The organism is Nonomuraea sp. NPDC050556 (assembly GCF_044457355.1).
Taxonomy (GTDB): Bacteria; Actinomycetota; Actinomycetes; order Streptosporangiales; family Streptosporangiaceae; genus Nonomuraea.
The window spans coordinates 582002-607883 of record NZ_JBITGU010000005.1 but is presented as its reverse complement, the minus strand read 5'-3'; the positions used below and the strand labels follow the sequence as shown (position 1 = coordinate 607883).

Below are 25882 nucleotides of genomic sequence, written 5' to 3'. Positions count from 1 at the left end.
GCCTTCGTTTATGCGGAGTGTGCGGTCGCCGTACCGGGTTCGCGGCCGCCTGGAGTCGAGGTCGTGTCGCCGTCAAGGCGGCGCTCCTTCCTGGGGTGGCGCCCGGCGTCCTGTTCCGGACACCGGGCACGACGTCATGGAGCTACTGCTTGGCCTTGTCCCACTCTTTGTCGAGGAAGGCGGCGAACTGGGCGGCGGTCTTCTTACCGGTGATCAGGTCCTGTACGCCGAGGGCGGCCTTGTCGGCCAGGCCGGGCAGCAAAGCCGCGTCACCGTTCTCCTGGGAGAAGGCGGTGGTGATGGCGTTCTGGCTGAGAGCCCGGTCATAGATCTCGGCGGTGGCCTTGTAGACCGGGCCCATGTCGGCCGGGGGCTGATAGCCCTTGATCGCAATGATCGCGCCGTCGCCCTTGACGATGGCGTCCAGGTTCTCCTTGTCGGTCTGGAAGGCCAGCGCCCACTTCTTGGCCAGCGTCACATCCTTGGCTTTGGAGCTGACGCTCAGGCCGCCACCGGTGTAGGCGGGCATGACCAGGGAGCCGTCATCAGTGGGCCACGGGAACACGCCGATCTCGAAGCCGGGCTTCTTGCTGTCGGCGGCCGCCGGGAACCAGGAACCCATCGGGTACATGGCGCCCTTGGCGTCCAGGAAGGCCTTTTCGGTGTCGGGGTAGGAGCGGCTCAGCCCTGCCGGGTCGATGTAGCCCTTCCTGGCCAGATCGACGACCTTCTCGACGGCCCTGATGAAGGCGGGGTCGCCGGCGAAGGTGGTCTTTCCCGCGACGCGGTCGGCCAGCCAGTTCGGGTTGCCCTTGTAGACCTCGGTGGCGACCGTGGCGGTCAGCGGGTACATGTCGGCCCAGGTGTCCTTGCCACCGCCACCCAGCACGATCGGGTTGATGCCCTTGGCCTTGAGCTTCGCGTTGACCTCGAGGAACTCGGCGTACGTCTTCGGCTCGGCGGTGATGCCTGCCTCGGCGAACAGGCCCTTGTTGTAATAGACCATCGGGACGGTCTGGGTGTTGTAGGGCAGCTGGTAGATCTTGCCGCCGATCGCGTTGGACTGGGGCGAGACGAACGGAGTCAGCTCCTCCGGCGTGAAGTCGGCGAGCTTGCCGGCCTGGGCGAACCCGGCGACGGCGATCGCGGGCATGATGTCGGGCATCTGCCCGGAGGCGTCCAGCTGCTTGACGTAGGACGTCCGGTCGACGATCGGCGACACGAGCTTCTTGATCCTTACGCCGGGCACCTTGGAAGAAGCCCGCGCTATGGCGGCGTCCCAGTAGGCGGCGTTGAGGTTGGGAGTCTCGAAGGTCAGGAACGACAGCTCGACCTCGCCGCCGCTGCTCTTCGGCTCGTTGCTCCCGCCGCCGGCGGCGCAGGCGGCGCTGAGTGCCAGGGCTGTGACGGCCGCACCCAAAGCGAGGAATCTGCGACGATCCATCATGGTGTTTCTCCTGGTGAGGTGGGGTGAGGGAGATCCAGTCCGCTAGGGCTGGGTCAAGCGATAGATCCCGTAGGAGAAACCGGCGGCCCGGACCTCTCCGTCGATCACTTCGACTCCGTGCACGACCACGGGTACAGCGCCCTTGAGGTCTTCGACTGACACGGCAACTGGGGACTGCCGACCATTGATCACGACCAGATGACTGACTCCGCGGCTGTAGACGAAGGGGTAGTCCTGGTGAAGCACCCGCACTGGGGCGTCAGGGCTCAGGTCGGGGGTCTGTTTGCGTAGCTCGATCAGCCGGCGGACCTGGTGCAGCAGCGACTGTTCATCGGCCTTGGCCGCCGATACCGTCGGACGGTCGGATTCCGGGTCGATCGGCAGGTACAAGGTCTCCGGGGGAGCAGTGGAGAAGCCGGCGTTCGGGCTGTCGTCCCACTGCATCGGAGTGCGCGAGCCCTGCCGGGCCTGGGTGTCCAGCTGGCTGCCTTCCTTGTCCGGAAGGCCCGGCACGTACCGCATGCCGATCTCGTCGCCGTAGTAGATCACCGGCAACGAAGGCCAGGTCAGCTGGAACGCGAAGGCCGGCGCGACCATGTCACGGGTGCGGGGACCACAGGTTAGGCGCGAGAAGTCGTGGTTGGACGTGGGCAGTGCGATCAGCCCGCGACCGCCGGTCTCCGCTTCGGCGTCCTGCCACTCGGCCAGGAACGTATGCATCGAGCCCTTGCCGTCGGGGTCGAAATAGCACGGCTGGCCGTCGGTCCACGGGCCCTGGCTTCCCGCACTGTTGTCCCACAGCGACCGCAGCGCGGGGCCGTCGAAATGCAGGAAGAAGTCGGAGTGGAAGCCCGCTGGAATGGAGATCCTCGGGTTGCCCCACTCAGCCAGCAACGCACGGTCGGGGTGGAAACGGTCGGCCCACCGGCGAATCTGTGCCCACAGCCGGCTGGTTTCGATCTGGCCGGGATCGTCTTTGACCAGGGAATAGGCCATGTCCACCCGGAACCCGGACACACCTCGTTCGAACCAGAAGCTCATGATCTCCTGCAACGCGGCCCGGTTGGCACGCGGGCCTTCGGCGTCCACCGGCTGCCGCCACGGCTCGGCCTCGTTCGTGCGGGCGTAGCCGTAGTTCAGGGCAGGCTGGATCGGATAGAAGTTGGCCCGGTAGAAACCGCCGCGCGCGCCCTGGTTCGGGATCCACTCACGCATCGGCGTGGAGATACGGTCCGACCAGATGTATCGATGATCGCCAGGGGTGTTCGCCGACTCCTGAAACCACGGGTGGCGATGCGAAGTGTGGCCCGGCACCAGGTCGAGGATGACCCGGATGCCGCGGCTCCGCGCCTTCTCGATCATGACTGCCGCGTCCTCGTTGGTGCCGTAGCGCGAGGCGATGCTCAGGTAGTCCGTCACGTCGTAGCCCGCGTCGCCGAACTCCGAAGCGAAGCACGGGCTGAGCCAGACGGCGTCGACGCCCAGCCAGGCCAGGTAGTCCAGGCGCTCGGTGACCCCTGCAAGATCGCCGACGCCGTCGCCGTTCGAGTCGGAGAACGACTGCGGATAGATCTGGTACAGGACCGAGTCGGTGAGCCAGGACAGCGCCTCACTGGACTGGAGCATGTGGACTCAAGCCTTTCATTGGACGAGGAGCCCGTCAGGAGGCAGCCGCCACCTGGAGGTTTCAGCCTCGTGACCTTGAATTAATTATCCTGATGGTATTAATAATGTGGAAGCGATAGGATGTTTGCACCCGGGTGGCACGGCGTCAAGAGGTTGGAGAAAAGATCAATGACTGAGGGTGCTCCCCAGCACTGGTATGGGGCGCCGTTGAGCCGCGCCACCACCGTCGCGGCCCTTCGCGTGATCCATGCCGAGGCGGCCGATCCTCGTGGGGGCGGCTCGCCGGAGGGCCTCACCCTCACCGAGATCGCCCACCGGGCGGCCATCTCCCGCCCGTCGGCCGAGGACGCCGTCGACGAGCTGATAGAGCGTGAGCTCCTCGCCGAGATCGTCCCGGATCCAGACGCGCCGCGGCCCGTGGGCCGACCCGCCAAGCGATACCGATTCCGCGCCGAGTACGGGTACGTGGTCGGCGTCGACATCGGAATCCACAAGGTTCTGGCGCTGTGCACGGACCTGGTCGGCACCATCCGCGGCAGCCACCGCATCGAGGTGTCCGCCGATCACAGCAAAGCCGAGCGCGTCCAAGCCGCTCGAACCGCTCTCAAGCGCGCCGCTCGATCCGCATCGGTCCGCCTGGTCGATCTGCTGGCCGTCGGCGTCGGCACCACCGGCCCCGTCGACCCCGACACCGGAATCGTCGTCCGTTCCCCCGCCCTACCCGATTGGGCGAACGTCAACGTCCGGGAGGAACTATTGGGCCTCGCATCGGGCCCCGTACTCATCGGCAACGACGCCAACCTCGGCGCGCTCGCCGAACACTGGCGCGGCATCGCCGGAGACGCCTCGGACGTCGTCTACATACTGGCCGGCCATCAGATTTCCGTCGGCATCCTCATCGACGGCCGCGTCCGCGAAGGCCGCCACGGTGCCGCCGGAGAAATCGGAGTCCTCAGAGCGGTCCGCTGGTACGAGGCCCGCGACGCGCTGGCCGCCGGTAAACCCGTCGACGACCCCGCCTTCATCGACGATCTGGCCACCGGCATCGCCGCTTCCACTCTCCTCTTCGACCCCGACAAGATCGTCATCGGCGGCGGCCTGTCCCAAGCAGGCAACACTCTCCTCGAGCCTCTCAAACGCCGACTGGACGAACTCTGCTTGTTCTCCATCCCAGTCCAGGCCTCGTGCCTTGGCGAACAGAACGTCGCCCTCGGGGCCGTCCGCCAAGCCCTTGACCACCTTGAGGCCCAGCTGTTCATCACCCCATGAGCCGAGAGACGGCCGGGCCACGGCACCGCTCCTTCCGCAACCGTTGGCAGGGCCCGCAGCTGCTCCTCATGGCAGGTGCGCACGTGCCGGTGCCAGGTGCCCTGGTGGGTTTGCCCCACGTGCCGGGGTCGGAGTCGTCGTGTTCGGCTTGGGTGGAACATGGTGCTCACGGTTCCGGGAGCCTTCCGGGGGCACGGTGAGATCTTCGTTCTGCCCGAGTGCATGGGAGAGATCACTGGTGGGACCACGCGTGTGGAGGTCAAGCGGATGCTCACCGACGAGTCCGGGGGTGTGGTGGTCGCTGTCGACCCTGCCTACCGCGAGGGAGAAGAGATGACCAGACGGACTGCGCCCCTCGTCTCGGGCGTGCCCGCGAGCTCCTCAGTCCTGCTGCCCGGGTTCCTTCTCAGGAGCAACGTCCTGCGCCGGTGGTTCTGGTACCGGTCCTGCCGGGAGGGGGATCGGATCGTCTTTGAAGAGCTCGGGCACGGCCCGGTAGAGGATGGCGGTGATCGGCACGGCCACGATCGCGCCGGCGATCCCGGCCAGGATGCCGCCGACGGCCAGCACGATGATGATCGCCAGTGGGTGGAAGTGCAGCACCCGGCCGACGATCAGTGGCTGGAGCACGTGGTTCTCCAGCTGCTGCTCCACGATCAGGATGCCGATGAAGATCAGCGCGTAGACAGGGCCCTTCGCGCCGAGCGTGACCAGCGTCGCGACCGCACCCGCGAACAGGATGCCGACGATCGGGACGAAGCTGGCCAAGAAGATCAGTACGGCGAGCGCCGCCCACAGCGGAACACCCATGATGGCCAGCACCAGCCCCATGAGCACGCCGTGCACCGCGGCCACGGCCACCGTACCCTGCACGTAGTGCGACAGCGTGGCCCAGGCGGTCCGCCCCGCCCGGTCGACCCGCGGCGCCATCTGGCCGAACCCCTTGAGGAACCACGACCAGATCCGGTCACCGTCCTTGAGCAGGAAGAACGTCACGAACAGCATGAGCACGATCGAGGCCAGAACCTCGATCACCACTACCGTGCCCGCGAGGACCGTCGAGGTGATCTGCTGCTGCCGTTCGGTGATCAGCTTGGCGAACTCGTCCACCCAGCGGCTGAGCTGGATCGGCTCCAGGTGCAGAGGGCCGGTGTAGAGCCATTCCTCCACCGTCTTGGCAGTCTGCCTGACCTGTGTCACCAGGCCGGGGAACTCTTCGTTGGCCCGGGCGCCGATGATCCAGCCCGTCCCGCCCAGGATGGCGAGGGCGACGAGCACGGTGATCCAGGTGGCGTAGATCGATCGCAGCCCCGAGGCGCGCAGGTGCCGGGTGAGCGGGAACAGCAGGGCGGTCAGCAGCAGGGCGACCGCGATCGGCAAGGCGAGGATGCGCATCGTCGCCACGAAGCCGAAAACGTAATTGGCCACGAAGCCGATGACGATCAGACACGCACACCACACGGCCATCCTCGCGAGGGCCGGAGGCACCAACCGCAATAGGCGCTCCTGAGGGGAATCCATACAGGGCTACCTGCCCCACCGGTCAGTGGTAGGCCCGATTTGAGACTCCGAGCCAAGAAAATTGGAGAGGCATAGCCTTAAGGAGCTGAGGGTGAATGGAGCGTGACCCCCGCCACACATCAAAGCGACAACCTGTCGGATGAATGGCGGTAAAGGCTGCCCCATAAAAGGCATTGAAACTGCAAGCTCTGGAGAGCTCGCAGGGGTCTCAATCCCACATTTGATCTCGATGGCCATCGACTGCGTTCATGGACAGGAATAGCAGAGCTGGCTCGCAAGGCCTGCGCTCCGCGCCAGACGCGTAGGACGGTGACCGGGCGGGTCGGTCGCGATCACGCCGCCCTCGACCTCGTCGTACTGGCTGCTTCGGTGCTGGTCACCAATGCCGTCCAGCACGCCGAGATCGGAACCGACCGTCGTTGGGTGCTCGTGCAGATGTGCTCGCGGACACTGGCCCCGGCTCTGCTTTCTGCGAGCCGTACCTCACCAGATCGTCGCTGCCGACGCCGCCCGTTCGCGTGCCGGGATTACGAGGTGGTCTTGGCGTCGCTGGGGCCGGCTCGGAGCTCGGCGTTGATGCGCAGGGCTTCGGCGAGCTGGTCTTCCAGGATGATGATGCGGCAGGCGGCTTCCAATGCGGTGCCCGCATTTACCAGCTCGCGGGCCCTGGCGGCCAGACGCAGCTGGTAGCGGGAGTAGCGGCGGTGCCCGCCCTCGGAGCGCTGCGGCTCGATCAGTTTGGCGGCGCCCAGGCTGCGCAGGAACGCGGCGCTGACCCCGAGGAGCTCCGCGGCCCGGCCCATGCTGTAAGCGGGGTAGTCCTCATCGTCGAATCTGGCCTCCGCCCCGGCCTGTCCCGGTGCCTGCGGCTCTGCCTCGGCGGGCGCCTGGGGCGCGGGCGGACGGAGTCTGGCTCCGGCTTTGTCGCCGTAGGCGGCGCTGGAGGCGAGTGTGGAGGTGGCGGCCTTGCGGCGCAGCGTGCTGCCCGGCTCGATGGCCGGACCGTTCCGTGTTTGATCCATGGACCTTCCCGAACGCCGTGAAGGGCCCCGGCGCCTTCATGCGCCGGGGCCCGCAACTAGGTTGTGTTACACCATCTACCGGCCCGGAGGCCGACTTGCCGTTTCCGCATCAGCCGCCAGGAGGCGGGGATGCGGGGATCGCGTAAGCGTGACCGGAGACCACCTTCCCATCTGTGGAACTGCGGTACCCGTGCGGCGAAACTCCACCGGCGACGGGCGATCCTGATGGCGTTCAACACTCCCTTCGGTTATCTGTGAACCCTTGCATTTACCTCATGCCACGACCCCTGAGGGCCGCTCCGGCAGCGCGTCCACGACCAGGACCCTTCACCAGCTCTGCTGGCCCCGGCACGTCCGACCTTCTGCCGATCACTTCGTACTGCGGTCTTGCTGAAGCAGCGCGTCCACGCGTCGGGGCCCTGTTCGACTACTGGCCCTGCCACGTCCGACCTTCTGCCAACAACCTGTTCGTGCCGTCTTCACTACGGCGGCGCGTCCACGACCAGGGCCCCTAACCAGTCCTGCCGGCCCCGGCACGTCCGACCTTCCGCCCATCACTTCTACGGTCCTGCTATCCACGCTCGTCCGGGCGACTCCTCGTGACGCTGGTATCTCGTGCGCCGCCCTCATGGATCCGTTCCTTGCGATGTCAGAAACACTACCCACACCAACCGCGAATGTCTACCTTGGCCACTGTAGATTTTCAGGCGGGGAGGGAAGAGGGTTTTGGCGTACCGGTGCGCAGGACCCCGCGTCGGAACGATCGGGCGGACCGTGTTGATCCGGCCGGTTCTGAGGCGGCGAGGCAGGGCGCCGTGCTGGTCAGCTGTGCCAGCCGTTCGGGTCCCAGATCTCGAGGGCGACCTGATCTCCGCCTTGCACGAGCCGGGAGGTGGTCGAGGTGAGCAGGCCGCTGACCATCAGCCCGACGATCGCCGGCAACTGGCCTCTTTCGTGCCTGCATCGGCTGGAGGTATCCCCGATGTGAGGGCAGTGTGACGTGATGCAGGGTTCAGGAAGTTCGGTAGGCGTTGACGAACTGGGCGTAGAGGCCGCGGGACAGGGCTGGGTCGCGGTTCGGGTGGATGTTGCGGAGGAAGTCGCGGGTCGCCGTCAACGACACCGTGATGCCGTGCCTGCGCAGATAGCGGCAGAAGGCGCCTGGGTCGATGAAATGGCTCTCGAAGGTGGTGAACATCGGCTCGCCGCCGTAATACGGGGCCGGAGCCATCTGCCGCAGGTGGGAGAACTCCTCGCGGGACAACTGCCCGTCGCCGTCACCGTCGCACAGGTCGATGAGGAAGTCGACGTCGTCCTCGCTCACCCGCTGGGCGAGCAGGCACAGGCCGAGCGTGACCTCCTCCTTCGACAGGAGGCCGTCGTTGTCGCTGTCGAACATGTCGAACGCGTCCGCTATCGCCTGGGCTGAGCCGTACATCATCGAAAATCTCCTTCCTCCCGTCATCTACCCCGGGCGCGAGCCGGAAACGGGTGACGCGTCGGGGACGGGGTAGCGCATGCCTGGACACCTGTGGGGCAGGTGGTGGACCAGGACAGATGATCGGAAGGAGTTCGACATGCCTCGGGGATCGAGTCCGAAACGGGAACGGCAGTACGAGCACATCAAGGAGAGCGCACGCAAGCGCGGCGTCGGCGAGGAGCGGGCGACCGAGATCGCGGCTCGCACGGTGAACAAGGAACGGGCGCGCGCGGGGGAGTCGAAGACGGCCAGCCGTACCTCGACCCAGGACATCTCCTCATCGCGGCGCGGCGGCCTGCGCTCGCACTCGGGCGCGGGCGGCAGGACCAAGGAGCAGCTGTACGCAGAAGCCAAGCGCCGCGGCATCAAGGGCCGCTCCAAGATGACCAAGGCCCAACTGGAGAAGGCGCTGCACTGACCCGCACCTCGAGAGCGTCCAGAGCCCCAGAGAGGAGAGATCTTTTCAGGTGTTCTGAGCCTGGGAGGTCACGGCTGCCAGGACGGTGTCGACGTAGTCGCGGCCGGGTAGGTCGCCGGCGACCAGCAGGCGGAACCAGATGGGGCCGGTGACCAGGTCGGCCAGCGTGTCGGGGGAGAGGTCGGGCATTCGCCCCTCGTCCTGGATGCGCCGGACCCGGGCGACGGTCGTCTCCCTGGTCGGTACGTAGACGCGCTCGTGAAACTCCTTGGCCAGGGCCGGATCGTACTGCGCGGCCCCCACGACGCCGGCGATGAGCGGTCCCACGGCGGGGTCGGCGAGCACTCCGGCGATGGAATGCAGCCACCCGCGCAGGTCCTCCAGATGATCGCCGGTCTCCGGGAAGGTGAGTTCCGCCGCGATGTGCTCCATGAACGCGTCGAGGATCACCGCGTGCTTGGACGGCCACCACCGGTAGATCGTCGGCTTGCCGACACCGGCCCTGGCCGCGATCTTCTCGATCGTCACGCCGCCGAAGCCCTGCTCGCGGCACAGCTCCAGGGCTGCGCGCAGGATCGCCACCCGGGAGCGCTCGCTGCGGCGGGATGGGTCGGCGGTCCTCGTCATGAGCTCGATCCTAGCCCCCAACGTGACGAAACGTAACGTGTTGCGGTTGATCAGGCCGTGTGCCATGCTTCCCTGGCATTACGTTACGTACCGTTTCGTTGGAGAGGCATTGGACATGGTCGAGCAGACGGAGGACCAGGGTGGCGGAGTACGGCGCGGCCGGAGGGCCTTCTTCGGGCTGGCCGCCGCTGCAGCCGGAGCGGCGGGACTCGCCGGTGCCGTGGCCGTCCCGCCGTACCTCACCGGCGCCCCCACCAGCGCGCCACCCCCGGCCGCCCCGCGCGGCCGCTTCGACGGCAAGGTCGTCCTGATCACCGGGGCCACGTCGGGCATCGGTGAGGCCACGGCGAAGGCGTTCGCGGCCGAGGGGGCGAAGGTCGGCTTCTGCGGACGGCGGGCCGAGCTGGGCCGCAAGGTGGAGCAGGACATCCGCAAGGCCGGTGGGACGGCCCGCTACCAGCAGGCCGACGTGCGCGACCCCGAGCAACTGCGCCGGTTCGTGGACGAGACGGTCAGCGCCTACGGACGGCTGGACGTCGCCTTCAACAACGCAGGGATCACCAAGTCGGCGCCCCTGCACGAGATGACCCTCCAGGACTGGACCGATGTGCAGGACACCAACGCCAGAGGCGTCTTCCTGTCCATCAAGTACGAGGTCCCGCACCTGCTGAAGAACGGCGGCGTGATCATCTGCACCGCCTCGGAGTCCCGGCGGCCAGGGGGCGTGGCGTACACCTCCAGCAAGCAGGCGATCAAGGGCATCGTGGAGGCGGCCTCCATGGACTACGGCCCTCAGGGGATCAGGATCAACGCCATCGCCCCGGGGACGACCGACACCGCGCTGGTACGCCCGTCGTCCCTGCCCGACGCGGTGTGGGAGGCGTTCAAGCGCGCCTGGGGTCCGCGCAACGCCCCCGGCCTGCACCGGATGGCCTCGGCGGAGGAGATCGCCAGGTCCGTGGTCTCGCTGGCGACCGAGGAGTTCTCCTACATGGCAGGCTCGACCGTCCTGGTCGGCGGGGCGCCGTTCGGTGGCGGTCCCATGAACATGCCGCCCGGCTTCCCCGGCGGCTGATCATGGCTTTCCCGCTGCCGCGCAAGGCCTCTCACCGCCAGGGAGGGATGGTTGTCAGGGGTCCCGGCGATTAGGCTGCGGTGATCAAAACGGGGCGAAGGGGATACGCATGAAGCCGACGCTGATGACGAGGATGGCCGCGGCCTTCAAGGGCGAGGTGCGGGCCGACGAGCTGGAGGCCTACCGACGGGCGGGCGGGTTCGTGTACACCGAGCTCGACCGAGCGGAGGCGTTACGCAGGCAACTGGCCCAGGACGGGGTGAACCTGTGGCACGGCCCGCAGGCCACAGCCGGCCAGCTGCTCTGCATCTGGAACGCCTTCGTGCTGCAGTCGATCGGCGAGCACCTGCTCGACGCCGACTACGCCGCCGACCCGGGCACCGTCGGCTACGTGCCCGACGTCACCAACCGCCAGGTCTCCGCCTGCTTCGACCAGGTCGAGGGCTGGGTGTCCAGGGCCAGGCAGTCGGCGGGCAACCCCGGCTACCTCGTCGGCAAGGAGGTGCAACTCCCCGCCGACCTGCCCGAGTGGGCCGAGGCGGCGCCGTGCCCGCTGCCGCACCTGCACGGCATGCTGGCCGCCTCGCGCGCGGTCCGCCAGCACGCGGAAGTGGCGCTCGGCGTGTTCGAGCAGACGGTCACCGACGCCGCGCAGCACAGCGCCGACCTGCAGCGGCTGCGCCAGCTCGCGGCCGAGGCGGCGACCGCCTCCGACTACGCCGAGGGGCTGCTGGACACCGACCCGGCGCCGCGCATGCACGAGGCGATCGAGCAGCGGCTGCAGCGGGCGCTGGAGAGCTACTACCACCTCGGCCAGCTCATCGCCATGCCGCAGCTCATCGCCGCATACCGCGGCCCGTCGGCTCAGCCCGCCGTACAGCCCGGCCCTGTGCCGGTCATGAACTCGCGCAACTTCGACCCGTGGTGCCTCACGGACCCGCAGAAGCGCGACGTGTGGCAGGCCGACCCGCGCGCCCGCCAGGCGATCAAGGAGATGTGGGAGTTCGACCCCGATCCCGCGGCCACGCTGCGGATCCAGGCGGAGATCGACGCGGCCTTCCGCGACGGGTCCATCACCTTCGCGAGCGACGGGGGCGGGCGGCCGTTCGGCAGCTACTACTGCTGCCCGTTCGCGGCGATCTACCTGGTCCGCAGGCCGGTCGTGATCGGCGGCACGTCGTTGCGGACCATGCAGCAGTTCACCTACGAGGCCTCGGCCGAGGACGTCCCCAAGACCGGCATCTTCAAGCGCGAGATCATCGTGGCCAACTTCAAGCCCACCGACAAAATCGACTACTGCGACCCTGACGGACTCCACGAGGACTAGCTACACTCCTATATGTGAACGATCGTTCAAACGTTGTAGTGCCGCTCACGCCCGACGGGTGTTCCACCTCCGTCGTGGACGCCGAGCGGGTGGCCGCCGTGCGCGGGACGATGCCCTCGGAAGGGGTCGTGCAGGATCTCGCGCAGGTCTTCGCGCTGCTGGCCGACCCCGGGCGGCTGCGCCTGCTCTCCGCGCTGCTGGAAGGCGGCGAGATGTGCGTGTGCGATCTCGCCGCCGCCACCGGCCAGAGCATGTCCGCCGCCTCGCACGCGCTGCGCCTGCTGCGGGCCAACCGCGTGGTGACCGTACGGCGGGCCGGCCGCATGGCCTACTACCGCCTCGCGGACTCCCACGTGCGGATGCTCTTCGACCTGGCGATCACCCACATGGGCCACGAGGGAACGGAGTGATCATGGCTGAACACGGCCACGGGCACGGTCACGCGGTCAGCGCGGACGCCGACCGGCGCTACCTGACCGGGGCGCTGGCGCTGATCGTGGGGTTCATGGCGATCGAGGTCGTCATCGGCGTCATCGCCCAGTCGCTGGCGCTGATCTCCGACGCCGGGCACATGCTCACCGACGCTGCGGCGATCCTGTTCGCGCTGATCGCCATGCGGATCGCGGCCCGCCCGCCGCAGGGCGGCTTCACCTACGGGCTCAAGCGGGCCGAGATTGTCTCCGCCCAGGTCAACGGCATCACCCTGCTGCTGCTCAGCGCCTACTTCATCTACGAGGGCATCCGGCGCCTGATCGTCCCGCCCGAGGTCGAGGGGCTGTTCGTGGTGATCACCGGGCTGGCCGGGATCGCCGTCAACCTCCTCGCCACCTGGCTGCTGCGCAAGGCGGACCGGTCCAGCCTCAACGTCGAGGGCGCCTACCAGCACATTCTCAACGACCTGTTCGCCTTCATCGCCACCACGGTCGCCGGTCTGGTCGTCTGGCTCACCGGCTGGGCCAGGGCGGACGCGGTCGCCGCCCTCGTGGTCGCCGCGCTGATGCTCAAGGCCGGGTGGGGGCTGGTCCGCGACGCGGGCCGGGTCTTCATGGAGGCGGCTCCCGCCGGGATGAACCCCGCCGAGATCGGGCGCAAGGCGGCGGACCTCAAGGACGTGGTCGAGGTGCACGACCTGCACATCTGGGAGGTCACTTCGGGATATGTCGCGCTCTCGGCGCACATCCTGGTCAGCCCTGGCGCCGACTGCCACGCCGTACGGGTCGCGGCCGAGCGGCTCGTCCACGACGAGTACGGCATCGAGCACACCACGATGCAGGTCGACCACGCCAGCCCGGAGCTGCTGAAGATCGGCCAGACCGAGGCGCACTGCGCGGACTCGCACGGTCCCGCGTACTGAGGACGCCGGAGAGACGCTAGTCACTCAGGTCCAGCACTCCGACCGTCTGGCCGCCGCTCGTCTCGCCGGTGAGCTGGAATCCGAGCTTGAGGTAGAAGTTCTCCGGGCCGTCGTCGCCGGGCTCCCACGTGACGTACATCCGCGTCCCGCCACGCCGCCTGATCTCGTCGGCCACCGACGACACGGCGAAGCGGCCGATGCCGCGCTTCTGCGCGTCCGGCACCACGTTGAGCCGCCACAGGCCGGACCTGAAGTCGGTGCCCTTGCTGTTCCAGTCGATGTCGAGGAAGGCCATGAGGAAGCCCACCGCCTGATCCCCGTCGAGGATGAGCCTCGGCCACGCGATGCTCTGGTGCACGTAGGCCTCGGCCAGCGATTTCGTCACGGACGACACGAACCGGTCCTGGTCGGGGCGGACCTTCACCGCCAGCGCGAGGTCGATGTTGGCGGGGGTGATGGGAGCAAGATGGAGGCTGTTCGTCATGGAAGGACCTTACGGTTCTGTCGGTGAAGGGCGTTAGTTTGGCGGGCATGGAGTCAAGCGTCTGGACGATCGACGACCACCTCGACAACAAGCCCGCCAGCTCCGTCGACCTCTACCGGCGCTTCGTGGCGCTCGTGGAGGAGTGCGGCCCGTTCACCTGCTCGGTGAGCAAGACCACGATCACCTTCAAGGCCGCCAGGCGCGGGTTCGCCGGGGCCAAGCCCGATCTTCGGGGGATCAGGGGCTATCTCGACCTCCAGCGCCCGGTGGACGATCCGCGCATCACGAGCGTGAGCCCCTATACGAAGCGCCTCTTCGTCCACGCGTTCCGGATCACCGACCCGGCGGAGCTCGACGAGACGTTCGCCGAGCTGGTCCGTGAGGCGTACGCCGTGGGCGTGGGCGCACACCTCTGAGCGGTTACCTTCGCCTGCCGTACAGGCCCTCGGTCAGGGAGACGCCCAGGGCGGCCAGTCCGACCTGGATGGCGAGCTCGATCCAGTCGATCCCCCGAGTGTCAGCGACGCCCAGGACGCTGGCGATGGCCGTGCCGACCAGGGCGGCGGCTATGCCGATCACGATGGTCAGCCAGATGGGCAGGTGCTGGCGGCCGGGGATGACCAGCCTGCCGAGTGCCCCGATCGCGATGCCGATGATGATGGCGGTGACGATTCCGGTGATTTCCACATTTGCTCAACGATCGTTTTGCCGCGTTTGGTTCCAGCCGCGGCCGATCATGCGCATCAGTGCCGGATACACGACGAGGTAGCGGAACGGCATGATCGCGGCCATGTAGAGCGTGCCGAACAACCCGTTCGGCTTCACCAGCACCGCCATCTGCGCGTGGTCGCCGACCCAGCCGATGTGCATGAGCGCGTGCACGGTCCGGTTGGAGATCTCGGCCACCCATTCGGTCTCGGTCAGGTAGACCGACCTCATCGGGACGGCGCGCGGGTCGGGCCCACGGGAGTCGCGCAGGTCAGCGGGGAGCCGGTCGCGGAAGGTGCGGGGCTCCGCTGAGTCCCAGCCGAAGAGCTCGCCGAGCCTCCAGCGGAGCGCGAAGAGCGCCTTGGTGGCGCCGCTGAAGTTCCCCGGGCCGCTGGTGAACTGGTCCACCAGCCGCGCGAGGTCGCCGGGGCTGCCCGGCGTGGGCAGCGCCCAGACGTCCTCGACCTTGAAGTCGGGGGCCAGCGCGTGGATGCGCCAGGGCTGCGAGGTGTGCGCGGTCTTGTGCAGTCTCATGCGTCCCACTCCGCCATCATTGCGAACAGGGCCATCCGGTCGAGTTCCGGAGTGGCGGGGTCGATCTCGCGATACCGCTGGTAGACGTTGACCACGACCCGTTCCGCGTCCAGCCAGTCGCGGTACTCGCCCAGGTCGAGGCAGAACGCGGCCTCCTTGACGTCCAGGCCCTTCTCGTGCGCCTCGTCGGCCTGCTGGGCGACGTGGCTGAGGTAGCCGCGCACGGCCTCGATGCCCGAGGCGTCCGTCACCGGCCCGTGGCCGGGCACGACGGTGGTCGCGCCGAGGCCGAGCATGGTGTCGCAGGCGGCGATCCAGTTGGCGATCGGCCCGCCCCACACGATCGGCGTGCACCCGATGAACAGCAGGTCCCCGGCGAAGAGCACCCCGGCGTCCGGGACGTGCACCACGGTGTCCGCCTCGGTGTGCGCCGGCCCGAGGTCGAGCAGGTGCACCTCGCGGCCGCCGACGTCGAGGGTGAGCCGCTTCTGGAAGGTCTGGTCGGGTTCGCGCAGCCGGATGCCGCCGAAGTCGAACGGCCCGAAGCGGCTGCGCAGGTAGGGGGTGAGCACCGGCCCGAGGTCCATGATCTGCAGCGCGGCCGTCAGCTCCGGCGCCATCTCGGTGCGCATCTCGTGCGCCGTCCCCTCGGCGGCGACGACCCGCGCCGAGCCGGGCAGCAGCTGGCCGCCGTGTGTGTGGTCGCCGTTGGCATGGGTGAGTACGGCGTGGCCGATCGGATGCCGGTCGGTGACGTTGCGCAGGGCGTCCAGCATCTCGGCGGTGAGCGGCAGGTCGTAGAGCGTGTCGACGAGCAGCGAGGCGCCGTCGCCCGCGACGAGCCCGGCGTTGCTCCTGCCGTAGCCGCCGTCGGGCAGCAGCCACGCCCACACCCCGTCGCCGACCTCGTGCAACCCTCTCCGGTACGGCCCGGCCGGGTTGACCCGCGCCCTGCGTGGTTTCGCCGCCGGGTCGGTCCTGGCGGCGAGCGGGTGCGGAGCCGTACTCGCCCGGACGGTCTGCCGCACCTCGCCCAGCCCCTCGGCACGCAACGTCACCACGTCGCCGTCCTTCAGCCACCCGCGAAACGCGCCCAGGTCGGCGAAGGAGAGATGCTCGATGAGGCAGCAGCCGGGGACCGTACCCGAGCCGAACACGTCGCCCGGCTGCAGCTCCACGCCGCGCGAGGCGTAGGAGACGACCTCGGCGAAGGTCCAGTCCATGGCGTCGGTGCGGCCCTCACCGACGAGCGCGCCGTTGACCTCGGCCCGCACCTGGATCGCGAGCCTGCCGTCCGGGCCGAAGGGCAGCTCGTCCGGCGTGACCAGCCACGGGCCGAGCGTGGTCGCCCCGTCCTTGCCCTTCGCCTGGCCGATCTTGAGCTGGCTCTCCAGGTGCTGCAGGTCGCGGGCGCTCCAGTCGCAGAGCAGGGTGTATCCGGCGATGTGCTCGCCCGCCTGTTCCGGGGTCAGGTCGCGGCCAGGCTTGCCGATCACCGCGCCGATCTCCAGCTCGAAGTCGAACCAGGCGCTGCCGGGGGAGATCGGGACGTCGTCGTGGGGACCGATGACGGTCGCCGGGTTGCCGAAGTAGAAGGCGGGGATCTGGTACCAGGTCGGCTCCAGCGCGCCCGTGCCGCCCATGGCCCTGAGGCAGCCACGCATGTGGTCGAGGAAGCACAGGCAGTCGCGGATCGACGGCGGCCGGGGGACGGGCGCGTTCAGGGTGACGTCGGCTCGTGGGATGGCCTCGTCGGGGACGCTCACCTGGGACAACGAGGGGAGCAGGTCGATCAGGGCCGTGCCGCGGGGGAACGCGTGGACCTGGTCGCCGCGCAGGACTCCGACGCGGTCGGCGTCGAAGGTGATGAGTCGCAAGATGACCTCCTGTGTTGGCCAGCATAGAATATGATTGCTAGCACAGAAGGAGGTGGCGTGACAACACGACGAGAGCAGACCAGCGGTGAGAGCCGCGAGCTGATCCTCAACGCGGCGGCCGAGCTGTTCGCCGAGCGCGGATACCGGCAGACCACGTTCGCCGACGTGGCCGAGCGGTCGGGGATCAGCAGGGGGTCGATCCCGTGGCACTTCGGCAGCAAGGAGGGGCTGCTGCTGGCCGTACTCGAAAGGTCGGTGGACCGGCTCAGGGCGGGCATGCCGCAGGAGGCGGGGATCGAGGGGCTGGGGGCGCTGTTCACGCAACCCACCACCAGGCTCTTCGTCACCCTCCTGGTGGAGGCGCTGGAGCCGGACTCACCGATCCAGAGCCGCTACGTGGAGATCCACACCACGCTGCGCGACCACTGCAGGCGATGGCTGGAACGGCAGCCGCTGCCGCCGGGGGTGTCCGCCGAGGCGCTGGCGGTCGCGATCGTCGGCGCCGGGATCGGCGTCCACCTGCAGTGGCTGCTCGCACCCGACCGGGTCGACCCCCAGGAGGCGCTGGTCGCGCTGAGGGGCGTCATGGGCATATGAGAGCATTCCGCTGTCATGGGCGGGATCTGGATCTTGCGTGTCGCGCGCGCGGCGGTGTTCGCCGTCGTGTGCCTCGCGCTCGCGTCCCTGGCCCACCTGCTGGGCGGCGGCATGGTGCACGCCGACGCCCTGGCGATCGGTCTGGCGATCACGTTCGGTGCCGGATTCTGGCTCGCCTGGCGTGAGCGTTCGCTCCGCTTGATCCTTCCGGTGCTCGCCCTGACGCAGGGCGGGCTGCACCTGCTGTTCGGCGCGATGTGCCCGGTCGAGGTCGCATCGCTCTCCACGCATCACGGCTCCCCTGGTGTGGGGATGTTCCTGGCGCACGGCTGGGCGATCGTGATGACCGCGTTGTGGCTGGCTCGCGGAGAGCGCGCCCTGTGGGCGTTGCTGCGGCAGGGCCTGCGGCTGCTGGTGGTGCTTTTCCACACGCTCGTGGAGCCCTGGCCGCCGTACTGGCCTGTCCAGGCTCGCACGTTCCCCATGCCCCTGCGTCACGTGGTGGTGCGGCGGGGTCCTCCTCTCCTGATTGTGGCGGTTCGCAACCAAGCTGGCTGATTCACAATCCTGGAGAAATCCACATGTCGCGTATTTCGCATGCCCTCATTCCCTTAGCAGCCGCCCTCCTGGTCGCCTGCGCACCTCCCGCCACCACCTCCCCCAACGCGGTCCAGGTGCCCGACTGCACCGGCCGGGTCACCTCCTTCGACCAGCCCGCCAGGAAGATCGTCACCAGCAACGCGGCGGGGCTCGAGATCCTCCTCTGGCTCGGCGCGCAGGACCTCGTCATCGGCACCGGATTCCCGCCCGGCAAGGGCGAGCTGCCCGCACAGTTCTCCGCTGAGAGGATCCCGTCCCTGGGCGGCGACGCCTCGGGCGGATCCATGCTGGGGATCAGCCGCGAGCAGCTCCTCGGCTCCGGCGCGGACACCTACGTCGAGGCCTGGGGCGCGCTGGCCGGAATGGACGACGTCGCCACCCCGGAGCAGCTGGCCCAGGTGGGGATCAGGAAGTTCCTGCTGCGCTCCACCGCCTGCGCCGCCGCGATGAACGGGCCGCAGACCGACCTGACCGTCCTCGAAGGCGACATCACCCGGCTCGGCGCGATCACGGGCCGTCTCAGGCAGGCAGAACAGGTCATAGCCGGGATGAACACCACGCTCGCCGAGGTGGGCAAGGCGGTGAAGGACGTGCCTGAGGCGGAACGCCCCACGGTGTTCTTCTTCGACTTCGACGCGGGCACCGACGCGCCGACGACGCCGTGCAACCGGCAGGTGGCCAACGCCGTCTACACCCTGGCCGGGGCGCGCAACGCGTTCGCCGACTGCGACGGCGACTTCACCAAGACCGGCTGGGAGGAGGTCGTCAAGCGCGACCCGGACTGGATCCAGCTCGGCATACGCAACCGCGGCGACGCGGCGGCGGACCAGCGGGCGTTCGCCGAGGCGGAGACGTTCCTGTCGACGTTCGCCGCCACCCGCGACCTCAAGGCCGTCAAGGCGCGCAGGTTCCTGCGGATCCGTTCCGAGGTGACCACCACGGGCGGCGTGCGCAACGCCGACACCGTGCGCCAGATCGCCGCCGCGCTCTACCCGGACCGCGTCCGATGAGGGTCGCGGGCCTCCTGGTGCTCGCGCTCGCCCTGGCCCTGACGCTGGCCGTCTCCCTCGGGCCGCTCGACCTCCCGGTCGGCACCGTGTGGGGCATCGTCCTGCACAAGCTCACCGGCCTGGGCGCGGTCGGCTGGGCGCCCAACGAGGAGATCGTCGTCTGGCAGGTACGGCTCCCGCGCGCCCTGCTCGCCGCCGTCGTGGGCGCGGGGCTGGGCGTGGTCGGGGCCGTCACGCAGGCGCTGGTCCGCAACCCGCTCGCCGACCCCTACCTCCTGGGGATCTCGTCAGGCGCCTCGCTCGGCGCCGTCACGATCATCGTGTACGGCGGAGCCGGAGCGCTGGCCGGGATCGGCCTGCCGACGGCGGCGTTCGCCGGGGCGCTGATCGCCTTCGGGCTGGTCTGGGTGATCGCCAGAAGGGGCGGTGGGTACGCGCCGATGCGGCTGGTGCTCGGCGGCGTGGCCGTCGGGCAGCTGCTCACCGGCCTGACCAGCTACGTCGTGCTGCAGGCCGACGACGAGCAGCAGACCAAGGGCATCCTCTTCTGGATGCTCGGCAGCCTCGGCGGGGCGGAGTGGCGGTTGTTGTGGCTGCCCGCCATCGGTGTGGCTGTTGGTCTGATCGTGCTGCTGGCGCGGTCGCGGGCGCTCAACGCGTTGCTCATGGGCGACGAGACGGCGGCGAGCCTGGGGATCGACGTGGCGCGGTTGCGGCGGGAGCTGTTCGTAGTGACCAGCGCGCTCACCGCGCTCATGGTCGCGGTGTCCGGTGCGATCGGGTTCGTCGGGCTGATGGTTCCGCACGTGGTCAGGCTGCTTGCCGGTACGGAGTACCGCAGGTTGCTGCCGCTGTCGGCGCTGACCGGGGCGGTGTTGCTGGTCGCCGTGGACGTCGTGGCGCGTACTGCTCTCGAGCCTGAGGAGATCCCGATCGGGATCGTCACCGCGCTGATCGGGGCGCCGTTGTTCCTGTACCTGCTCGACCGGCGGCTGGAGCGTAGATGAGGCTCGGTATCGAGGCTGTGTCCGTGGAGCTGGCGGGCAACCGGGTGGTGTCCGACGTGGGGCTGCTCGTGGAGGAAGGGGAGATCGCCGGGCTGGTGGGGCCCAACGGCAGTGGGAAGTCCACGCTGCTGCGTACTGTCTACCGGCATCTGCGTCCGGCGGCTGGCCGGGTTTTGCTCGATGGCGATTCCCTGTGGTCGCAACCGCCCGCTGCCACCGCCCGGGTGGTGGCGGCGTTGCCTCAGGAGCGGTCGGCTGAGTTCGAGCTGACCGTGGCTGAGGTGGTTTCCATGGGGCGGACGCCGTACAAGACGGCTTTCGCGCGGGATGACGAGCGTGACAGGGAGGTGGTCGGGTCCGCGTTGCGTCAGGTCGGGCTGGAGGGGTTGGCGCGGCGGTCGTTCAGCGGGTTGTCGGGGGGTGAGCGGCAGCGGGTGTTGCTGGCTCGGGCGCTGGCTCAGGAGCCTCGGGTGCTCGTCCTCGACGAACCCACCAATCACCTGGATGTGCGGCATCAGGTGGAGTTGCTGTCGTTGTTGCGGAGGCAGGGGACGACGACGCTGGCCGCGTTGCACGACCTCAACGCGGCGGCGGCGGTTTGTGACCGGCTGCACGTGCTGTGTGGCGGGCGGATCGTGGCGTCGGGCGCACCTGCCGACGTGCTGACCTCATCGTTGCTGGCCGAGGTCTTCGGCGTGAGGACGGAGGTGGTGACGCACCCCCTGACCGGCGGCGTCCTGATCGCCTTCGACCACACGACCCTTTAGAGGGCACGACGTCCTGCCATCCGATGGGGTGGCAGGACGCCGTCACGGCGCCCGACACCCCTCCCCTCACGCCCGCACGCCCTTCCATCGCGCGCACGCGCGCCCCTCCGCGCGCTCGCCCTTGGCCCCATGCCCCGCCCTCTTCCCCGGGTGCCCCGCGCCCTTCTCCGCTCGCCCTGGCGGGCTGCGCTTGACCCCACGACCCCACGACCCCACCACCCCACGACCCCATGACCGTCTGCCCACGACCCCACGACCTCTGGCCTCGCGACCCACGGCCCACGGCCGCGCGACTCCACGACCCACGACTCGCGACCCACGACTCGCGACCCACGACTCGCGACTCGCGACCCGCGGCCGTGCGGTGGTCGCGGAGGGGAAGGATGGGAAAGAGGCTCTGCGGGGGTTGGGTTTGGCAAGTCTTGCCCATAGGTCGGTGTTATGAGGTTTCGAAGGGTTCTCCGACCCTGGCGGTCAGTGCGACCTTGGGGCCAACTCTCACAAGGAGAAGCCCATGGAAGACGAGGGAACCACCCGCGGCATCACCAGGAAGACCCTCTTCAAGGCCGCCCTGATCGCCGCGCCCCTGCCCCTGCTCGTCGGCCAGGCACCCGCCCTGGCGAGGACGCTGTGGAACGGCACCGAGCCGCTCACCCCCACCCCGTTCTGCGACGACGACGACGATCCGACCCCCGCGCAGACCGAAGGTCCGTACTTCAAGCCCAACTCCCCCCTCCGCTCCACCCTCCCCGGCCAGGGGACGGCGTTGACGGTCAGCGGGTACGTGTTCGGCCTCGCCTGCCAGCCACTCCCCAACGTCCTGCTGGACTTCTGGCAGTGCGACGCCAACGGCAACTACGACAACGTCGGGTTCGGCTTCCGCGGCCACCAGTTCACCGACGCCAACGGCGCCTTCAAGCTGACGACGATCGTGCCCGGCCTTTATCCGGGAAGGACGCGCCACATCCACGTCAAGGCGCAGGCCCCCAACAGGCCGGTCCTGACGACGCAGCTCTACTTCCCCGGAGAGCCGCGCAACAACACCGACACGATCTTCAACCCCGCCCTGCTGATGACGGTCCGCCAGGTGCCCAACGGGCGTGAGGGCACGTTCGACTTCGTGCTCAACGTGGCGGGCACCCCGACGTCGTCGCCGACCGCGACGCCCACCACGTCCCCGCCCCCGTCGGGGACGTGGCGCGCCGGCCAGTCGTACCGGGCCGGCGACACGGTGACGTACGGCGGAGCCAGCTACCGCTGCCTCCAGGCGCACACCGCCCAGACCGGCTGGGAGCCGCCGAACGTCCCCGCGCTCTGGCAGCGCCTCTGAGAACTCCTAACAAAGACCCTTCATCAGACCCTTGAGGGAGGCTCTGCTTCTCTCCCTGTGCGGGGAGAGGTTTGTGCGAGAGGAAAGGGACTTTCGTTAGGAGCTCCAAGGGGAGAGCCAGACGGCGGAGAGTGACCCGGGCCGGGTGCGGCCCCGGCCCGATGCGTCAACCCGAGACTCTCCGCTCAGCGGGCCTGCGGTCCGCAGAGGAAGGGGCCCAGGCCCGCGACCTCCCGGGCGGCGCGGACGCGCGGTCATCGCGCCGCCCGGGCAGGAGCCTTCCAGGTGGGTGAGCGGCCGAGGACGGCGACGATCTCGTCCAGCCGGCTGCCGCCCTGCCACGGTACGGCGGGCGCGAAGGAGGCGCCCGGGGCCAGCCGGGCCTCCCCCTCGGGCACGGCCCTGGCGACGTCGAGCGCGATCTGCAACAGGTCGGGCTCGAACGTCACTTCGGCGCCCAGCGCCCTGGCGACGTCCCAGGAGTGCACCACGTAGTCGATGAAGTGGAAGCTCATCGCCTGCCACGCCGGAATGGGCCGGTGCGGCGCGAACTCCGGCAGCACGAACTCCGCCACCGTGTACGCGGCGAACGCCGAGATCACCCCCGAGGCGGCGACCCGGTAAGCCTCGATCGGATCGGCGCCCAGGGAGCGCGGCTTCCACACGGCGAGGTCGCTCTCGCCCCGCGAGGACGCGGCGAAGCCGTCGTGCTGCACGGTCATGTGCACCAGGAGGTCGTGCAACGTCCACCCGGCGCAGGGCGTGGGCACGGTCAGGTCGGTTGCCCGGCTCACCAGCTCGACGCTGGCGAGAACGGCTCGCTCGTCGAGGGCGCGATAATCAATAGGCATATGCTTATCATCTGCTCTTGCTTATGGTAAGTCAACGGGTATCTTTGCCTCATGACGGACCGCCGCGACCTCGCCGCGATGCTGCATCCCCTGCTGCGTTCGCTCATCGCCGCAGAGCTGCGGGTGCTCCAGCCGCACGGCATCTCCATGTGGGGCTACATCGTGCTCCTCGCGCTGGACGACGGCCCCGTCCGAACCCAGGCCAACCTCGCCGAGGCGATCGGCGCGGACAAGACCCGCATCATCGCCACCCTCGACGAGCTGCAGCGCGACGGGCTCATCTCGCGCGTCCCCGACCCTGCGGACCGCAGGGCGCGGCTGCTGTCGATCACCCAGGAGGGCAGCGACCGGCGCAGGGCGGCGCAGGCCGACATCCAGGCGAACGAGGAGCGGATACTCGCCACGCTTCCCGGAGAGGACCGGCAGGCGTTCCTGCGTGCCGTACAGGCTCTGTCCGCGCTGCCGCATGAGGACATCGTCGGTTAAGTATGGGTTTGCGGTGGCCAGAGTGCGGCAAAGCACCTCAGGTGAACGAAGTGCAGACCATGCTCGCCCCGCTCACCCGGTCGGCGATCTTCATCGTCGCGTCCGTCAAGCGGGACGAGCCCAGCCACGCGGCCGTGCGCGAGTTCTGCGGCGACCTGCCCGCGCTGGTGCGCACGGTCGGCTTCCGCGCGCTGGACGGCCAGCTCTCGTGCGTCATGGGCATCGGCTCCAACGCCTGGGACCGGTTGTTCGGCCTGCCCAGGCCCGCGCTGCTGCACCCGTTCAAGGAGATCAACGGCGTTCACCGGGCCCCGGCCACGCCGGGCGACGTGCTGTTCCACATCCGCGCCGACCGCATGGACCTGTGCTTCGAGCTGGCCTCGCTGATCATGGAGAAGATCGGCGACGCGCTGGTCGGCGTCGACGAGGTGCACGGCTTCCGCTACTTCGACGCGCGCGACCTGCTCGGCTTCGTCGACGGTACGGAGAACCCGGGCGGCCAGCTCGCCGCCGACTCCGTGCGCATCGGCGCCGAGGACCCGGAGTTCGCCGACGGCTCCTACGTGGTGGTGCAGAAGTACGTGCACGACCTGGACGCCTGGAACGCCCTGTCCACCGAGGACCAGGAGCTGGTCATCGGCCGCAGGAAGGTCTCCAACGTCGAGCTGGACGACGACGTCAAGCCGACCAACGCCCACAACGCGCTGACCGTGATCGAGGTCGACGGCAAGGAGCTGAAGATCCTCCGCGACAACATGCCGTTCGGCAACGCCTCGGGCGGCGAGTTCGGCACCTACTTCATCGGCTACTCGCGCACCCCCGACGTGATCGAGAAGATGCTCGACAACATGTTCGTCGGCGACCCGCCGGGCAACTACGACCGCATCCTCGACTTCTCCACGGCGAAGACGGGCGTGTTGTTCTTCACCCCCAGCGCCGACCTGATCGAACGGCTGGCGACAGCCGTACCCACACCACAGGACAGCACGCTCGGGATCGGCGCGCTCAAGGGGGTTCCACAGACATGAACAACTTGCACCGCGAACTCGCCCCGGTCTCGTCGGCCGCGTGGGCGCAGATCGAGGAGGAGGCGGCGCGCACGTTCAAGCGCCACGTGGCCGGTCGGCGCGTCGTCGACGTGCACGGACCGGGAGGCGTCGAGCTCGCCGCCGTCAGCACCGGGCACACCCTGAACATCGACCCGCCCGGTGCGGGGCTGCAGGCGCGCCAGCGCGACGTCGCCAGGCTGGTCGAGCTGCGCCGGCCGTTCGAGCTGACCAGGGCGGCGATCGACGACGTCGAGCGCGGCTCAGGCGACTCAGACTGGCAGCCGGTCAAGGACGCGGCTGCGGCGCTGGCCATCGCCGAGGACCAGGCCATCTTCCACGGGTACGGCGCGGCCGGGATCGAGGGCATCATCCCGGCCAGCACCCACGAGCGCATCGACCTGCCCGCCGACGTCACCGGCTACCCGGAGGCCATCGCGCACGCGCTCAACAGCCTGCGGATGGCCGGAGTCGACGGCCCCTACTCGGTGCTGCTGAGCGCCGAGGCGTACACGGGGGTGGCGGAGACCAGCGACCACGGCTACCCGGTGCTGGAGCACATCCAGCGCCTGATCGACGGCGACATCATCTGGGCTCCGGCACTGACCGGCGCGGTCGTGCTGAGCACCCGCGGCGGCGACTTCGACCTGCACCTGGGCCAGGACGTGTCGATCGGCTACGACAGCCACACCGCCGACATCGTCACCCTCTACCTGCAGGAGTCGTTCACGTTCCTGCCGCTGGCCGGTGAGGCGGCCGTGGCCCTGGACGGCACCAGAACATAGCGACCAGCGCCGCCACCAGGGCGATCACGGGGCTCGCTGTAGGGAGCAGGGTCAGGCTCGCAGTGGCGGCGGCCGCGCCGACGGCCAGTGCGAGCAGGACGGCCAGCAGCTCGGGCAGGTGCGACTCGCCCGCGTCCGGCGTGAGGAACCGGGAGACCGCGCCGGTCAGCGCCCCGGTGATGAACGTCGTCGACCCGACCGGCGTGTGCAGCCGCTGCGTCACCGCGCTCTGGATGCCCATGGCGAACGCCGCCGTCGCGATCAGCGGGACGCGCGGGGCTGCCAGCGCCCACGCCACGGCCAGCGCGGCCAGCAGGAGCAGCTCGACGGCCAGGGCGCGGCGGGTGCGCACGGTCCACCCGACGTCCTTGCCCGTGTACTGGAACGCGGCCGCCAGCCCGCAGGTGAACGCGGCGAGCGCGACCAGGGAGCCCAGGGCCTCCGAGATGTGGCCGTGCCCCACGGAGATGCCGAGCAGGACCAGGTTGCCGGTCATGTTCGAGGTGAAGACGTGGCCGAGGGCGACGAAGGTGAAGGCGTCCACGGCGCCCGAGGTCAGCGCCAGACTCAGGACGGACACACGGTTTCGCACGAGACCCATCGTGAGCGGCGCGTCACCCGGTTGAGATCATCT

At 68.9% G+C, this 25882-nt stretch carries 28 protein-coding genes; 16 read left to right on the top strand and 12 right to left on the bottom strand.

The window, feature by feature from the left end:
• Positions 1-142 precede the first annotated feature (142 nt).
• Positions 143-1447 (bottom strand): ABC transporter substrate-binding protein, encoded by a 1305-nt coding sequence (locus tag ACIBG8_RS45155; protein ID WP_397349445.1) that lies wholly within the window; start codon positions 1445-1447, stop codon positions 143-145.
• A 42-nt stretch (positions 1448-1489) separates the two neighbouring features.
• Positions 1490-3073 carry an alpha-amylase family glycosyl hydrolase gene (locus tag ACIBG8_RS45150; protein WP_397349444.1) on the bottom strand — a complete coding sequence of 528 codons (1584 nt, stop codon included), beginning with the start codon at positions 3071-3073 and terminating at the stop codon, positions 1490-1492.
• Positions 3074-3280: 207 nt separating this feature from the next.
• Here ACIBG8_RS45150 and ACIBG8_RS45145 point away from each other — a divergent pair, with 207 nt between their 5' ends.
• Complete coding sequence (locus ACIBG8_RS45145) at positions 3281-4342, top strand: ROK family protein (RefSeq protein ID WP_397349443.1); 1062 nt, start codon at positions 3281-3283, stop codon at positions 4340-4342.
• Between the two features lie 381 nt (positions 4343-4723).
• Here ACIBG8_RS45145 and ACIBG8_RS45140 read toward each other — a convergent pair whose 3' ends face one another.
• From ACIBG8_RS45140 to ACIBG8_RS45130, 3 genes are all read right to left on the bottom strand, one after another.
• Complete coding sequence (locus tag ACIBG8_RS45140) at positions 4724-5809, bottom strand: AI-2E family transporter (RefSeq protein WP_397349442.1); 1086 nt, start codon at positions 5807-5809, stop codon at positions 4724-4726.
• Between the two features lie 581 nt (positions 5810-6390).
• Complete coding sequence (locus tag ACIBG8_RS45135) at positions 6391-6666, bottom strand: MerR family transcriptional regulator (RefSeq protein WP_397349742.1); 276 nt, start codon at positions 6664-6666, stop codon at positions 6391-6393.
• 1231 nt (positions 6667-7897) lie between these two features.
• Entirely contained in the window at positions 7898-8326 is a 429-nt protein-coding gene (locus ACIBG8_RS45130; RefSeq protein ID WP_397349441.1) for an EF-hand domain-containing protein, read from the bottom strand.
• A 136-nt stretch (positions 8327-8462) separates the two neighbouring features.
• Between ACIBG8_RS45130 and ACIBG8_RS45125 the strand changes: the two genes are divergently transcribed.
• Positions 8463-8783, top strand: a complete 321-nt coding sequence (locus ACIBG8_RS45125; RefSeq protein WP_397349440.1) for a plasmid stabilization protein — start codon at positions 8463-8465, stop codon at positions 8781-8783.
• Between the two features lie 45 nt (positions 8784-8828).
• On the opposite strand, the gene ACIBG8_RS45120 is transcribed toward ACIBG8_RS45125, so the two are convergent.
• A complete protein-coding gene (locus ACIBG8_RS45120) occupies positions 8829-9410 on the bottom strand; it encodes a TetR/AcrR family transcriptional regulator (protein ID WP_397349439.1) in 582 nt (193 codons plus the stop codon).
• Between the two features lie 115 nt (positions 9411-9525).
• Here ACIBG8_RS45120 and ACIBG8_RS45115 point away from each other — a divergent pair, with 115 nt between their 5' ends.
• From ACIBG8_RS45115 to ACIBG8_RS45100, 4 genes are all read left to right on the top strand, one after another.
• On the top strand, positions 9526-10485 hold the full coding sequence (locus tag ACIBG8_RS45115) for an SDR family NAD(P)-dependent oxidoreductase (RefSeq protein WP_397349438.1): 960 nt from the start codon (positions 9526-9528) through the stop codon (positions 10483-10485).
• A 109-nt stretch (positions 10486-10594) separates the two neighbouring features.
• A complete protein-coding gene (locus ACIBG8_RS45110; protein ID WP_397349437.1) occupies positions 10595-11812 on the top strand; it encodes a hypothetical protein in 1218 nt (405 codons plus the stop codon).
• A gap of 14 nt (positions 11813-11826) precedes the next feature.
• Entirely contained in the window at positions 11827-12222 is a 396-nt protein-coding gene (locus ACIBG8_RS45105; RefSeq protein ID WP_397349436.1) for an ArsR/SmtB family transcription factor, read from the top strand.
• A 2-nt stretch (positions 12223-12224) separates the two neighbouring features.
• The gene (locus tag ACIBG8_RS45100) at positions 12225-13166 is read left to right on the top strand and encodes a cation diffusion facilitator family transporter (RefSeq protein WP_397349435.1); all 942 of its coding nucleotides are present in this window, start codon (positions 12225-12227) and stop codon (positions 13164-13166) included.
• Positions 13167-13182: 16 nt separating this feature from the next.
• Here ACIBG8_RS45100 and ACIBG8_RS45095 read toward each other — a convergent pair whose 3' ends face one another.
• Positions 13183-13650, bottom strand: a complete 468-nt coding sequence (locus ACIBG8_RS45095) for a GNAT family N-acetyltransferase (protein WP_397349434.1) — start codon at positions 13648-13650, stop codon at positions 13183-13185.
• A 47-nt stretch (positions 13651-13697) separates the two neighbouring features.
• Between ACIBG8_RS45095 and ACIBG8_RS45090 the strand changes: the two genes are divergently transcribed.
• A complete protein-coding gene (locus ACIBG8_RS45090) occupies positions 13698-14066 on the top strand; it encodes a DUF5655 domain-containing protein (RefSeq protein ID WP_397349433.1) in 369 nt (122 codons plus the stop codon).
• Between the two features lie 4 nt (positions 14067-14070).
• On the opposite strand, the gene ACIBG8_RS45085 is transcribed toward ACIBG8_RS45090, so the two are convergent.
• The 3 genes from ACIBG8_RS45085 to ACIBG8_RS45075 are packed head-to-tail and all read right to left on the bottom strand — an operon-like array spanning position 14071 to position 16769.
• Positions 14071-14337, bottom strand: coding sequence for a GlsB/YeaQ/YmgE family stress response membrane protein (locus tag ACIBG8_RS45085; protein ID WP_397349432.1), 267 nt, complete (start codon positions 14335-14337; stop codon positions 14071-14073).
• A 6-nt stretch (positions 14338-14343) separates the two neighbouring features.
• On the bottom strand, positions 14344-14892 hold the full coding sequence (locus tag ACIBG8_RS45080) for a DUF2867 domain-containing protein (protein WP_397349431.1): 549 nt from the start codon (positions 14890-14892) through the stop codon (positions 14344-14346).
• Positions 14889-16769, bottom strand: a complete 1881-nt coding sequence (locus ACIBG8_RS45075) for a fumarylacetoacetate hydrolase family protein (RefSeq protein ID WP_397349430.1) — start codon at positions 16767-16769, stop codon at positions 14889-14891. Before ACIBG8_RS45075 ends, ACIBG8_RS45080 begins: the two co-directional genes overlap by 4 nt.
• 57 nt (positions 16770-16826) lie before the next feature.
• Here ACIBG8_RS45075 and ACIBG8_RS45070 point away from each other — a divergent pair, with 57 nt between their 5' ends.
• The 6 genes from ACIBG8_RS45070 (at position 16827) to ACIBG8_RS45045 (ending at position 22080) form a co-directional block, all read left to right on the top strand.
• Positions 16827-17366, top strand: coding sequence for a TetR family transcriptional regulator (locus tag ACIBG8_RS45070; RefSeq protein WP_397349429.1), 540 nt, complete (start codon positions 16827-16829; stop codon positions 17364-17366).
• 15 nt (positions 17367-17381) lie between these two features.
• On the top strand, positions 17382-17924 hold the full coding sequence (locus ACIBG8_RS45065) for an MFS transporter (RefSeq protein WP_397349428.1): 543 nt from the start codon (positions 17382-17384) through the stop codon (positions 17922-17924).
• 23 nt (positions 17925-17947) lie between these two features.
• A complete protein-coding gene (locus ACIBG8_RS45060) occupies positions 17948-18976 on the top strand; it encodes an ABC transporter substrate-binding protein (RefSeq protein WP_397349427.1) in 1029 nt (342 codons plus the stop codon).
• On the top strand, positions 18973-19983 hold the full coding sequence (locus ACIBG8_RS45055; RefSeq protein WP_397349426.1) for a FecCD family ABC transporter permease: 1011 nt from the start codon (positions 18973-18975) through the stop codon (positions 19981-19983). Before ACIBG8_RS45060 ends, ACIBG8_RS45055 begins: the two co-directional genes overlap by 4 nt.
• Positions 19980-20750 carry an ABC transporter ATP-binding protein gene (locus ACIBG8_RS45050; protein WP_397349425.1) on the top strand — a complete coding sequence of 257 codons (771 nt, stop codon included), beginning with the start codon at positions 19980-19982 and terminating at the stop codon, positions 20748-20750. Before ACIBG8_RS45055 ends, ACIBG8_RS45050 begins: the two co-directional genes overlap by 4 nt.
• Before the next feature lie 514 nt (positions 20751-21264).
• Positions 21265-22080, top strand: a complete 816-nt coding sequence (locus tag ACIBG8_RS45045) for a carbohydrate-binding protein (RefSeq protein WP_397349424.1) — start codon at positions 21265-21267, stop codon at positions 22078-22080.
• Positions 22081-22334: 254 nt separating this feature from the next.
• On the opposite strand, the gene ACIBG8_RS45040 is transcribed toward ACIBG8_RS45045, so the two are convergent.
• Positions 22335-22931, bottom strand: coding sequence for a TIGR03086 family metal-binding protein (locus ACIBG8_RS45040; RefSeq protein WP_397349423.1), 597 nt, complete (start codon positions 22929-22931; stop codon positions 22335-22337).
• A gap of 51 nt (positions 22932-22982) precedes the next feature.
• Between ACIBG8_RS45040 and ACIBG8_RS45035 the strand changes: the two genes are divergently transcribed.
• From ACIBG8_RS45035 to ACIBG8_RS45025, 3 genes are read left to right on the top strand one after another with little or no spacing between them, the layout of a single operon-like run.
• Positions 22983-23417: a MarR family winged helix-turn-helix transcriptional regulator gene (locus ACIBG8_RS45035; RefSeq protein ID WP_397349422.1), complete on the top strand. Its 435-nt coding sequence runs from the start codon at positions 22983-22985 to the stop codon at positions 23415-23417.
• A gap of 41 nt (positions 23418-23458) precedes the next feature.
• The gene (locus tag ACIBG8_RS45030; protein WP_397349421.1) at positions 23459-24445 is read left to right on the top strand and encodes a Dyp-type peroxidase; all 987 of its coding nucleotides are present in this window, start codon (positions 23459-23461) and stop codon (positions 24443-24445) included.
• Entirely contained in the window at positions 24442-25248 is an 807-nt protein-coding gene (locus tag ACIBG8_RS45025) for a family 1 encapsulin nanocompartment shell protein (RefSeq protein ID WP_397349420.1), read from the top strand. The genes ACIBG8_RS45030 and ACIBG8_RS45025 overlap by 4 nt, the downstream gene beginning before the upstream one ends.
• Here the strand turns inward: ACIBG8_RS45025 and ACIBG8_RS45020 are convergent.
• Entirely contained in the window at positions 25190-25840 is a 651-nt protein-coding gene (locus tag ACIBG8_RS45020; RefSeq protein ID WP_397349419.1) for a YoaK family protein, read from the bottom strand. The two genes, ACIBG8_RS45025 and ACIBG8_RS45020, sit on opposite strands and share 59 nt — an antisense overlap.
• Positions 25841-25882: the final 42 nt, after the last annotated feature.